Below are 11,268 nucleotides of genomic sequence, written 5' to 3' on the forward strand. Positions count from 1 at the left end.
TCAGGTCGTCTCGCGCAGGACGCGGAAGCGCACCATGCACACGCCCTCGGCCGCGCCCATGACCTCTTCGTGGGTGGGCTGGCGGTCCGTGGGCAGGCGCAGCCCGTGCCCGCGCAGCGCGCGCGGCCCGCGTTCCCGGAGGAGCTCGGCCATCATGTCGCCGACCTCCTTGGTGTCCTCTACGGCCGTCCCCGACACACGGAATTCGCGTCCGCGGATGAGCAGGTCGGCCTCGTGTCCGCCTCGCATGTTCCTCGTCCAGCCGCCGTTCCCGCTCAGCACCCAGACTTCGCCGCCCTCGCGCAGGTAGTAGGCGACGGGAAGGGTGTACACGCGCCCGGTCCTGCGCCCTTCGTAGGTGAGGAGCATGAACACCCCGCTGAGCGCCGGGTGGGCGCGGGAGCGCAGGACGGCGCTCACGGCCCCGCTCATGGAGGACCAGAAGCTCTTCCTGAAGCGGTCCCTGCGGTCCGTCTCCTCCGTCATGGCAACCCCCTCATGGGTTCGGGTCGTGTGCGGACCCTAACCCGGCGCTCCGCGCCGTCGGATCCGTCGGCGTTTCCCGGCCGCCCCGCCCGCGACACCCCGCGTGGCCCTGGGTCGGGGCGCGTTCGCGCTGGTAGCTTCCAGGTCATCCGCAACCGCACGACCGGGGGACGTCATGGGAACGGACAACGGGGCACGCCCGAAACAGCGCAAGCGCCGCACCTCGAAGGCCGAGGGAGCGGCGGGCACGGCCGCGAAGGGGGCGCCCCGCAAGGCGGCCGCCGAGCGGCAGGTGCGGGTGCGCCCCGCCGCACACGAGGACATCGGCGCCATCGCCCGCACCCTCGCCCGCGCCTTCGCCGACGACCCCTATAGCACCTGGCTGTTCCCCGACCCCTCCGACCGGATCGAGCGGTCCGCCCGCCTGTACGCCCTGGAGAGCGGGTTCGACTACGTGCCCCAGGGGCTGGCCGAGGTGGCCGTCGCCGACGGCAGGGTCGTGGGGGCCGCCACCTGGCGCGGCCCGGGTTCGCGGGGGACCTCCCTGCCGGCCCTGCTGCGCGGCGCCCCGCACTTCATCGCCCTCTTCGGCGCGCGCCGCACCCGGGAGATCCTGGCCGCCTACCGGAGGATCGCCGCGCACGGCCCGGCCCGGCCGCACTGGTACCTGGCCGAGCTCGCGGCCGACCCGGACGCGCGGGGCACCGGCGCCGGGTCCGCGCTGCTGCGCTCGGGGCTGGCCCGCGCCGACGCCGACGGGGTGCCGGTGTACCTGGAGTCCTCCAAGAAGGAGAACATCGGCTTCTATGAGCGCTTCGGCTTCGCCCCCACGGGCGAGATCGATGTGCTGGGCCTGCCGCCCCTGTACGGCATGGTCCGCGAGCCGGAGTCGGGACCGGGTGCGCTTTCGGTCCCGGGCCCCCGCACCGGCGGGGCGGCCCGCTAGCGCCGGTGGCGCCGGCGGCGCAGGGAAAGGGTCCCGGCCACAACCGGCCACTGTGCGTGAACGCCGGGGCCGTCCCACAGACGGCCCCTATTCTGGTGCGACCCGCACGTCCGCGTGAACCGATCCGTCCCCCAGGGAGCGAGGCCGTGCCCATGAGCGACAAGCCGGAGTTCACCCTCAGAACCGCCACCGCGGACGACGTGCCCGGTGTGGCCCGCGTGCTGAGCCGGGCCTTCTTCGACGACCCGCTCTTCGCATGGCTCTTCCCCGACCCGCACACCCGCATGGCCAAGTCGGCGCGCTGGTGGGCCGCCGTGGCGGGGTTCTCCTTCGTCCCCGCCGGGACCGTGACGGTGGCGGTGTCGGGCGGGGTGCGCCCCGCCGTGCGCGGGGCCGCGGTCTGGGTGCCTCCGGGTGTCAGCCTGCCCAGCGGGGCCGGGCTGCTGCGCACGATGCCGCACACGCTCGGGATGCTCCCCCTGTCCCGCCTCCCGGAGCTGGCCGCGTTCATGGCCGACGTCCAGAAGGCGGCACCCGAGGAGCCCCACTGGTACCTGGAGACCCTGGCGGTGGACCCGGTGGCGCAGGGGTCGGGCATCGGTTCGGCGCTGCTGCGCTCGGGGCTGGTCCGGGCCGACATCGACCGCGCCCCGGTCTACCTGGAGACGACCGAGCCCTCCAACCTCGTCTTCTACGAGCGCTTCGGCTTCAAGGCGGCCGGGGGCGTCGCCGAGGAGGGGCGGCCGGCCTTCCACGGGATGATCCGGCAGCCCGGGGACTGACCGGGCCGCACCCCCGCGGACGCGCGGTGGGGCCGCCCCCTCCCGGGGACGGCCCCGCCCGCCGCCCGGACGCGCCGGCGGTCCGGCGCGCTCCCGGCTACTCCGACTTGCTGCTCGCCAGCGCGCCCAGGAGGTCCCGGTTGAGCTGGGAGATGGTGTCCAGCGGGATGCCCTTGGGGCAGACCGCGGCGCACTCGCCGATGTTCGTGCACCCGCCGAAGTCCTCGGCGTCGTGCTGGTTGATCATGTTGATCACGCGGGCGTCCCGCTCGGGCTGCCCCTGGGGCACGCTGCCCAGGTGGGTGATCTTGGCGGCGGTGAAGAGCATGCCCGAGGCGTTCGGGCAGGCCGCCACGCATGCGCCGCAGCCGATGCAGGTGGCCGCGTCGAACGCGCGGTCCGCGTCGGCCTTGGGCACCGGGGTGGCGTGGGCGTCCGGGGCGGTCCCGGTCGGCGCGCTGATGTAGCCGCCGGCCTGGATCACCCGGTCGAACGACCCGCGGTCCACCACCAGGTCCTTGACGACCGGGAACGCCTTGGCCCGCCACGGCTCGATGGTGATCTCGTCGCCGTCGTTGAAGCTGCGCATGTGCAGCTGGCAGGTGGTGGTGTTCTCCGGCCCGTGGGCCACGCCGTTGATGACCACGCCGCAGGCGCCGCAGATGCCCTCGCGGCAGTCGTGGTCGAAGGCCACCGGGTCCTCGCCCGAGAGGGTGAGCTTCTCGTTGAGGACGTCGAGCATCTCAAGGAAGGACATGTCGGGGTTGACGTCCTCGACCTTGTAGGTGACCATCCGGCCCGAGTCGTCGCGGCCCTTCTGACGCCAAACGCGCAGGGTGATGTTCACTTGTAGCTCCGCTGCTTCATCTCGACGTACTCGTACTCCAGTGCTTCCTTGTGCAGCACCGGCGGCTCACCGGTCCCGGTGAACTCCCAGGCGGCGACGTAGGCGTAGGCGTCGTCGTGGCGGAGCGCCTCGCCGTCCTCGGTCTGGCTCTCGGCGCGGAAGTGCCCGCCGCAGGACTCGCGGCGGTGCAGCGCGTCGATGCACATGAGCTCGCCGAGCTCCAGGAAGTCGGCGACGCGGCCGGCCTTCTCCAGGGCCTGGTTGAGCTCGTCGTTGGAGCCCAGGACCTTGACGTTGGTCCAGAACTCCTCGCGCAGCTCGCGGATGCGGTCGATGGCCTTGCGCAGGCCCTCCTCGTCGCGCTCCATCCCGCAGTACTCCCACATGATGTGGCCGAGTTCCTTGTGGATGGAGTCCACGGTCCGCTCCCCGTCGATGGACAGCAGCTTGTCGATGCGCGAGCGCACCGACTCGGCCGCCTCCTTGGCCTCGGGGGTGGACGCGTCGACCTCCTCGAACGGGCCGTCGGCGAGGTAGTCGTTGATCGTGTTCGGCAGCACGAAGTACCCGTCGGCCAGGCCCTGCATCAGCGCGCTCGCGCCCAGGCGGTTGGCGCCGTGGTCGGAGAAGTTGGCCTCGCCGGTGACGAACAGGCCCGGGATGGAGGACTGCAGGTCGTAGTCGACCCACAGGCCGCCCATCGTGTAGTGGACCGCCGGGTAGATGCGCATCGGGACCTCGTAGGGGTTCTCGCCCGTGATGCGCTGGTACATGTCGAACAGGTTGCCGTACTTGGCCTCGACCGCCGGGCGCCCCATGCGCTTGATGGCGTCGGCGAAGTCCAGGTAGACGCCCAGGCCGCCGGGGCCGACGCCGCGGCCCTCGTCGCACACGTTCTTGGCGGCGCGGGAGGCGATGTCGCGCGGCACCAGGTTGCCGAAGGACGGGTAGATGCGCTCCAGGTAGTAGTCGCGCTCGTCCTCGGGGATCTCGCGCGGGTCGCGCTTGTCCCCGGCCTCCTTGGGCACCCAGATGCGGCCGTCGTTGCGCAGCGACTCGCTCATCAGGGTCAGCTTGGACTGGTACTCGCCGCTGACCGGGATGCAGGTCGGGTGGATCTGCGTGTAGCACGGGTTGGCGAAGTGCGCGCCCTTGCGGTGCGCGCGCCAGGACGCCGTGACGTTGCAGCCCATGGCGTTGGTGGAGAGGAAGAAGACGTTGCCGTAGCCGCCGCTGGCCAGCACCACGGCGTCGGCGAAGTGCGTCTCGATCTCGCCGGTGACCATGTCGCGGGCGACGATGCCGCGGGCGCGGCCGTCGACGACGATCAGCTCCAGCATCTCGTGCCGGGTGTTCATCTCCACGGTGCCGGCCGCGACCTGGCGCTCCAGGGCCTGGTAGGCGCCGATGAGGAGCTGCTGGCCGGTCTGGCCGCGGGCGTAGAAGGTGCGCGAGACCTGGACGCCGCCGAAGGAGCGGTTGTCCAGCAGGCCGCCGTACTCGCGGGCGAACGGCACGCCCTGGGCCACGCACTGGTCGATGATCTCGACGCTGACCTGGGACAGGCGGTAGACGTTGGACTCGCGGGAGCGGAAGTCGCCGCCCTTGACGGTGTCGTAGAACAGCCGGTAGATGCTGTCGCCGTCGTTGCGGTAGTTCTTGGCCGCGTTGATGCCGCCCTGGGCCGCGATGCTGTGCGCGCGGCGGGGGCTGTCCTGGTAGCAGAACGACTTGACGTGGTAGCCGGCCTCGCCCATGGTCGCCGCGGCCGAGGCGCCGGCCAGGCCGGTGCCCACGATGATCACCGACAGCTTGCGGCGGTTGGCCGGGTTCACCAGGCGCGCGGAGAAGCGGCGCTTGTCCCAGCGCTCGTTGATCGGTCCGGCGGGCGCCTTCTCGTCGGCGATCGGGGCGCCCTCGGTGTAGAGCTCGGTCATTTATCCCACCAGCCCGAAGAGAACGGAGAACGGGGGCAGCAGGAAGCCCACCGTGATGACGGCCGCGATGATGATCGCGACGGTGTTGATCGCGCGGCGGCGGCCCTCGCGGTTGAGGCCGAGGGTGGCCGCGGCGCTCCAGATGCCGTGGCGCAGGTGCAGCCCCACCAGGATCACGGCGAGGACGTAGATCGCGGTGACCCAGAAGTTCTCCGGCTGGAAGCCGCGCACCAGCCGCTCGTAGGGGCTGTCCGAGGCCCCTCCGGGAGCGATGGTGTTCGTGGTCAGGTGGAGGATGTGGAAGACCACGTACAGGGCGATGATGACACCGCCCCAGCGCATGGTGCGCGACGCGTAGGTCTGCTGCACCGGCTTCCTGGTCTGGTAGCGCACCGGGCGCGCCCTCCCGGCGCGCCGCGTGAGCGCGACGGCCGAGCCGATGTGGACGAGCACGGACGCCAGCAGGACGATCCGCATGATCCACAGGAAGCCCTCGTGGGGCAGCATCGGCTCGCCCAGCTCACGCAGGTGGTGCGAGTAGTCGTCGAACGCCTCTTGGCCGGCGAAGACGTTCAGGTTGCCGTACATGTGCGCGATGAGGAAGAGCACGAGGATCAGGCCGGTGACCGCCATCGCGGACTTGAGGGCCACCGTCGACCGCCGCGCCTCCGCGCGCTGCTTGGTCAGGGTACTGTTCGCCACGACCTGCCACTTTAAGGCTCCATAAAGAAAGTCGTCTAAGTCATGGGGGCCCTGGTGTCCATAGCCGTAGGCTATGGGGCATGCAGTTCCAGCAGCTCGCGTACTTCCTGGCGGTCGCCGAGACGCGGCATTTCACCCGCGCAGCCGAGCTCTGCCAGGTCGCCCAGCCCAGCCTGAGCAAGCAGATCCGGACCCTGGAGGGCGAGCTCGGGACGCCGCTGTTCAGCCGCGCAAGGGGAAATATCACACTCACTCCGGCCGGTGAGGCGCTGCTTCCGCTCGCCCAGCGCATGGTCGCGGACATGGAGACGGCGCGGCGGGAGGTGGCCGAGCTGGCGGGGATGCGCAAGGGGCGGGTGCGCCTGGGCGCCACCCCGTCGCTGTGCGGCGGCCTGGTCGCCGACGCGCTGGCCGGGTTCCACTCCCGCTTCCCCGGCATCGAGCTGGGGGTGGAGGAGAGCGGCTCGCGCGACCTGATCCGCGCGCTCGGCAAGGGCGAGCTGGACCTGGCGCTGATCATCCTGCCGCTGCAGAGCAGCGACCCGGCGTTCGTCACCACCCCCATCCTGCGGGAGAACCTGGTGGTGGTGAGCGCGGCCGACGCCCCGCCGCCGACGACGGGGGCGAGCATGCGGGTGACCCAGCTGCGGGACCGGCCGCTGGTGATGTTCCGCCGCGGCTACGACCTGCGGGAGGCCACGCTGACGGCGTGCCGGGACTCCGGGTTCGAGCCGCGGCTGGCGGTCGAGGGCGGGGAGATGGACGCGGTGCTGCGGTTCGTCGAGGCGGGCCTGGGGCTGGCGGTGGTGCCGAGCATGGTGCTCAAGAACCGCCCCGGGCTGCGGGGGACCCCGCTGGCCCGGCCGCGCCTGCTGCGCACGATCGCGCTGGCGCACCGCAAGGACGTGGAGCCGTCGAACAGCGCCAAGGCGTTCCGGCGGCACCTGATGACGTACCTGACCCACCTGACCCGCGACGAGATCGGCGAGGACCTGGAAGTGATCGCCGCGTCACTGCCGTGACGCGGGTGAACCGTGCGATAGATTCCAGAAATGAAGGCTAGCCTCAGTTTCGCCGCCCCATACGGGCATTCGATCGCCACACGGACACCACAGGCCCCATCAGGCGACAAAACCCCCGAAACGCCGGTCTTCGGATAAGCCACCATTTATCGCCGAATCGCCGGACGCCCTTCCGGGGGAGTGGTGTTTTTCACATCCGTTGCGCTGTGATTTCTTGCTGAATTCGTGATCGCGTCGTCCTAGCGTGGCTCCACCGATCCTTAGGGAGATGTGCGGCCATGACATCGACTCTTCCCCCGCCGGAACAGCCCGGCCTCGAGCGCGCGCGGATCACCGCACGGACGCTGCGCACCGACCGGTGGTGGTCCGGGCCCGCCCTGACCGTGCTCGGGCTGACCGCCTTCCTGGTCTACGGCCTGGCCAGGGCGCTGCAGCAGGACCATTACTGGGTGCAGGAGTACCACTACCTCACCCCGTTCTATTCGCCGTGCGTCGCCGGCCAGTGCGCGCCCGACGCGGCGGTGTTCGGGAGGCTTCCGTGGGACTTCCCGTGGTTCATCCCGTTCGCGGTGATCAGCCTTCCGCTCCTGCTGCTGTTCCGGTTCACCTGCTACTACTACAGGAAGGCCTATTACCGTTCGTTCTGGCAGTCCCCCACCGCGTGCGCGGTCCGCGAGCCGCACGCCAAGTACACCGGGGAGACGCGTTTCCCCCTCATCCTGCAGAACGCCCACCGCTACTTCTTCTACGCGGCGCTCCTCATCTCGCTCATCAACACCTATGACGCGACGGTGGCGCTGTTCCACGGGGCCGGAGGCGGTTTCGGCATCGGCGTGGGCAACCTCGTGCTGTTCACGAACGTGGTGCTGCTCTGGTGCTACACGCTGAGCTGCCACAGCTGCCGCCACGTGATCGGCGGCCGCCTGCGCAGCTTCGGCTCCCGCCCCGTGCGGTACCGGCTGTGGACCGTGGTCTCCAAGCTCAACACCCGGCACATGGCGTTCGCCTGGATCACGCTCGGCACGCTCGTGCTGACCGACCTGTACGTGGCGCTGGTGGCGAGCGGCGTGCTCACCGACCTCAGGATCGTCAATTGAGCACCGCCCGCAGCACGCGCGAGAGCCGCTCCCCTGCGAGCCCGACACCGGTGAGGAGGGCAGTGCCATGCCCGATCTGAGCGAGACCACCCGGCACGCCTACGACGTGGTGGTGATCGGAGCCGGCGGGGCCGGGCTGCGCGCCGCCATCGAGGCGCGCCAGCGCGGCAAGCGCACCGCGATCATCTCCAAGTCCCTGTTCGGCAAGGCGCACACCGTCATGGCCGAGGGCGGCGCGGCGGCCGCGCTCGGCAACGTCAACGACGCCGACTCCTGGCAGGTGCACTTCCGCGACACCATGCGCGGCGGCAAGTTCCTCAACGACCCGCGCATGGCCGAGCTGCACGCCAAGGAGGCCCCCGACCGCATCCTGGAGCTGGAGATGTGGGGGGCGCTGTTCGACCGCACCGGCGACGGCAGGATCAGCCAGCGCAACTTCGGCGGCCACGAGTACCCGCGCCTGGCGCACGTGGGCGACCGGACCGGGCTGGAACTGATCCGCACCCTGCAGCAGCGGGTGGTGCAGCTGCAGCAGGCCGACGCGGCCGAGCTGGGCGACCCGGACGCGATGCTCCGGGTGTTCGCGGAGACCACCGTCACCGAACTCGTCCTGGACGGTACCGCGCCGCGAAGCGGCACCGTTGAGGGTGGCGGCGGGCGACGGGAGGGCAGGATCGCCGGAGCGCTGGCCTACGACCGCGCGACCGGCGCCCCGATGCTCTTCGAGGCGCCGACGGTGGTGCTGGCGACCGGCGGCATCGGCAAGTCGTTCAAGACCACCTCCAACTCCTGGGAGTACACCGGCGACGGGCACGCACTGGCGCTGCGCGCCGGGGCGGGGCTGCTCAACATGGAGTTCGTGCAGTTCCACCCGACCGGCATGGTGTGGCCGCCGTCGGTGCGCGGCATCCTCGTCACCGAGTCGGTGCGCGGCGACGGTGGCGTGCTGCGCAACTCCGAGGGCGAGCGGTTCATGTTCGGCTACGTCCCCGAGGTGTTCGCCGCCCAGTACGCCGAGACCGAGGAGGAGGCCGACGGCTGGTACACCGACCCGTCCGGCCACCGGCGCCCGCCCGAGCTGCTGCCGCGCGACGAGGTGGCGCGGGCGATCAACGCCGAGGTGAAGGAGGGGCGCGGGTCGCCGCACGGCGGGGTCTTCCTGGACATCGCCAGCCGGATGCCGGCCGAGGAGATCATGCGGCGGCTGCCGTCGATGCACCACCAGTTCAAGGAGCTGGCCGACGTCGACATCACCGCCGAGCCGATGGAGGTCGGCCCCACCTGCCACTACGTCATGGGCGGGGTCGAGGTGGACGCCGACACCGGGGCCGCGGTGGTGCCGGGGCTGTTCGCCGCCGGAGAGGTGGCGGGGGGCATGCACGGCTCCAACCGGCTGGGCGGCAACTCCCTGTCCGACCTGCTGGTGTTCGGGCGCCGGGCGGGGCTCGGCGCCGCCGAGTACCTGGACGGTCTCGACGCCCGCCCCGTGCCCGCGGACGAGGCGGTCGCCGAGGCGCTGGGGCGGCAGTCGGCGCCCCTGGAGCGGGAGACCGGGGAGAGCCCCTACGCCCTGCACCAGGAGGTGCAGCAGACCATGAACGACCTGGTGGGGATCATCCGCCGGGGACCGGAGATCGAGCAGGCGCTGGAGTCGCTGGCCAAGCTGGCCGACCGGGCGGCGTCGGTGCGGGCCGAGGGCGGCCGGGTCTACAACCCCGGGTGGCACCTGGCTCTGGACCTGCCGAACATGCTGATGGTGTCGGAGGCGGTGGCGCGCGCGGCGCTGGAGCGCGAGGAGTCGCGCGGGGGGCACACCCGCGACGACTTCCCGGGGATGTCGTCGCAGTGGCGGAAGGTGAACCTGGTGGCGTCGCTGACCGGGAGCGGCGGCGTGCGGCTGCGCAGCCGGCCGGTCGATGTGCTGCGCCCGGACCTGATGGCGCTGTTCGACCGGGAGGAGCTGGCCAAGTACCTGACCGAGGAGGAGCTCCCGGCCGAGACCCCCGAAGAGGCGGCCCCGAAGGAGGAGGACCGATGAGCGCGAAGCGGACGTTCCGCGTGTGGCGCGGCGGCGGGGACGGCGGGGAGCTGGCGTCCTACGAGGTCGAGGTGAACGAGGGCGAGGTGGTGCTGGACGTGCTGCACCGCCTCCAGGCGACCCAGGCCCCGGACCTGGCGGTGCGGTGGAACTGCAAGGCGGGCAAGTGCGGGTCGTGCTCCATGGAGATCAACGGGCGGCCGCGGCTGTCCTGCATGGCGCGGATGAGCACGTTCGCCGACGACGAGCCGATCACGGTGACGCCGATGCGCACCTTCCCGGTCATCCGCGACCTGGTGTGCGATGTGTCCTTCAACTACCAGAAGGCGCGGGAGATCCCGTCCTTCACCCCGTCGGAGGACGCCGAGCCGGGGAGCTTCCGGATGCGGCAGCAGGACGTGGAGCGGTCGCAGGAGTTCCGCAAGTGCATCGAGTGCTACCTGTGCCAGAACGTGTGCCACGTGGTGCGGGACCACGAGGAGAACAAGGAGGCCTTCTCGGGGCCCCGGTTCCTGATGCGCGTGGCCGAGCTGGAGATGCACCCGGAGGACACGGCCGACCGCCGCAAGGCCGCCCAGGACGACTTCGGGCTCGGGTACTGCAACATCACCAAGTGCTGCACCGAGGTGTGCCCGGAGAACATCACGATCACCGACAACGCGCTGATCCCGCTGAAGGAGCGCGTGGCCGACCGTAAGTACGACCCGCTGGTGTGGCTGGGTTCGACCATCGGCCTGAGGAAGGGGGCGGACACCCCCCGCGTCCCCAACACCCGCCCGGGCGACCAGGGCGGGACGGAGTAACGGAAGCAGCGAGCGGCGGTGACAGGGCTCGGAGCCCTGTTCCCGCCGCTTCCTCATGTCCGAACCCCGGGGGGAGGAGGTCGGCGGCGCGAGGGGTGGAGATCCGCGGCGCGAGGGGTGAAGGCCGACGGCGCGAGGGGGGAAGGCCGACGGCGCGAGGGGGGAAGGCCGACGGCGCGAGGGGTGAAGGCCGACGGCGCGAGGGGAGGTGGCGCCGACAGGGTGAGCGGGGCGGTTCCCCGGGCCTGCTTGGCGGGCGGCGGGTTCCTCGCGGTCCGGGTGACCAGGCGGCTCGGCCGGTACCCCACTGGCGGGCCCTGGCCGGGCGGTGGGTGGCCGGGGTGTGAGGTGGAGGGCGGCGAGGACGCAGGTCGGCGGCCCTTGCGGTGGCACTGTCGGCCGCCGGGTGTGTGCGTGGTCGGGGTGGTTGGCGGCGACGGCGGAGCTGGTGCCCCGCTCCGGGCCTCGGCCGGGCGGCGGGTCAGCGGGGTGCAAGGAAAATGGCGGCGACGGTGCGAGCGGGGCGGTTCCCCGGGCTTGCTTGCCGGGCGGCGGGTTCCTCGCGGTGCGGGTGGTCGGGCGGCTTGGCCGGTACCCCGCTCATGGGC

Annotated in this window: 10 protein-coding genes; 6 read left to right on the forward strand and 4 right to left on the reverse strand. The window is 71.5% G+C overall.

Features of this window, described 5'->3' with window-relative positions; all coding sequences use genetic code 11:
* Entirely contained in the window at positions 1-486 is a 486-nt protein-coding gene (locus O4U47_RS26830; protein ID WP_270680768.1) for a nitroreductase/quinone reductase family protein, read from the reverse strand.
* A 175-nt stretch (positions 487-661) separates the two neighbouring features.
* On the opposite strand from O4U47_RS26830, the gene O4U47_RS26835 reads away from it, so the two are divergent.
* Entirely contained in the window at positions 662-1,432 is a 771-nt protein-coding gene (locus O4U47_RS26835) for a GNAT family N-acetyltransferase (protein ID WP_270680769.1), read from the forward strand.
* Positions 1,433-1,584: 152 nt separating this feature from the next.
* The gene (locus O4U47_RS26840; protein WP_270680770.1) at positions 1,585-2,214 is read left to right on the forward strand and encodes a GNAT family N-acetyltransferase; all 630 of its coding nucleotides are present in this window, start codon (positions 1,585-1,587) and stop codon (positions 2,212-2,214) included.
* 97 nt (positions 2,215-2,311) lie between these two features.
* On the opposite strand, the gene O4U47_RS26845 is transcribed toward O4U47_RS26840, so the two are convergent.
* From O4U47_RS26845 to O4U47_RS26855, 3 genes are read right to left on the reverse strand one after another with little or no spacing between them, the layout of a single operon-like run.
* Positions 2,312-3,061, reverse strand: a complete 750-nt coding sequence (locus O4U47_RS26845) for a succinate dehydrogenase/fumarate reductase iron-sulfur subunit (RefSeq protein ID WP_270680771.1) — start codon at positions 3,059-3,061, stop codon at positions 2,312-2,314.
* Positions 3,058-4,998 carry a fumarate reductase/succinate dehydrogenase flavoprotein subunit gene (locus O4U47_RS26850; RefSeq protein WP_270680772.1) on the reverse strand — a complete coding sequence of 647 codons (1,941 nt, stop codon included), beginning with the start codon at positions 4,996-4,998 and terminating at the stop codon, positions 3,058-3,060. The genes O4U47_RS26845 and O4U47_RS26850 overlap by 4 nt, the downstream gene beginning before the upstream one ends.
* Complete coding sequence (locus O4U47_RS26855) at positions 4,999-5,700, reverse strand: succinate dehydrogenase cytochrome b subunit (RefSeq protein ID WP_270680773.1); 702 nt, start codon at positions 5,698-5,700, stop codon at positions 4,999-5,001.
* A gap of 80 nt (positions 5,701-5,780) precedes the next feature.
* Here O4U47_RS26855 and O4U47_RS26860 point away from each other — a divergent pair, with 80 nt between their 5' ends.
* From O4U47_RS26860 to O4U47_RS26875, 4 genes are all read left to right on the forward strand, one after another.
* Complete coding sequence (locus O4U47_RS26860; RefSeq protein WP_270680774.1) at positions 5,781-6,722, forward strand: LysR family transcriptional regulator; 942 nt, start codon at positions 5,781-5,783, stop codon at positions 6,720-6,722.
* A 278-nt stretch (positions 6,723-7,000) separates the two neighbouring features.
* A complete protein-coding gene (locus O4U47_RS26865; RefSeq protein WP_270680775.1) occupies positions 7,001-7,819 on the forward strand; it encodes a hypothetical protein in 819 nt (272 codons plus the stop codon).
* 67 nt (positions 7,820-7,886) lie between these two features.
* On the forward strand, positions 7,887-9,857 hold the full coding sequence (locus O4U47_RS26870) for a fumarate reductase/succinate dehydrogenase flavoprotein subunit (protein ID WP_270680776.1): 1,971 nt from the start codon (positions 7,887-7,889) through the stop codon (positions 9,855-9,857).
* Positions 9,854-10,660, forward strand: coding sequence for a succinate dehydrogenase/fumarate reductase iron-sulfur subunit (locus O4U47_RS26875; protein WP_270680777.1), 807 nt, complete (start codon positions 9,854-9,856; stop codon positions 10,658-10,660). Before O4U47_RS26870 ends, O4U47_RS26875 begins: the two co-directional genes overlap by 4 nt.
* Positions 10,661-11,268: the final 608 nt, after the last annotated feature.

The organism is Nocardiopsis suaedae, assembly GCF_027706745.1.
Classification (GTDB): Bacteria; Actinomycetota; Actinomycetes; order Streptosporangiales; family Streptosporangiaceae; genus Nocardiopsis_A; species Nocardiopsis_A suaedae.

What these genes read in the sequence shown, in the direction of transcription:
- O4U47_RS26830 (WP_270680768.1), bottom strand. Translation starts at nt 486, where the DNA reads ATGACGGAGGAGACGGACCGCAGGGACCGCTTCAGGAAGAGCTTCTGG.
- O4U47_RS26835 (WP_270680769.1), top strand. Translation starts at nt 662, where the DNA reads ATGGGAACGGACAACGGGGCACGCCCGAAACAGCGCAAGCGCCGCACC.
- O4U47_RS26840 (WP_270680770.1), top strand. Translation starts at nt 1,585, where the DNA reads ATGAGCGACAAGCCGGAGTTCACCCTCAGAACCGCCACCGCGGACGAC.
- O4U47_RS26850 (WP_270680772.1), bottom strand. Translation starts at nt 4,998, where the DNA reads ATGACCGAGCTCTACACCGAGGGCGCCCCGATCGCCGACGAGAAGGCG.
- O4U47_RS26860 (WP_270680774.1), top strand. Translation starts at nt 5,781, where the DNA reads ATGCAGTTCCAGCAGCTCGCGTACTTCCTGGCGGTCGCCGAGACGCGG.
- O4U47_RS26865 (WP_270680775.1), top strand. Translation starts at nt 7,001, where the DNA reads ATGACATCGACTCTTCCCCCGCCGGAACAGCCCGGCCTCGAGCGCGCG.
- O4U47_RS26870 (WP_270680776.1), top strand. Translation starts at nt 7,887, where the DNA reads ATGCCCGATCTGAGCGAGACCACCCGGCACGCCTACGACGTGGTGGTG.
- O4U47_RS26875 (WP_270680777.1), top strand. Translation starts at nt 9,854, where the DNA reads ATGAGCGCGAAGCGGACGTTCCGCGTGTGGCGCGGCGGCGGGGACGGC.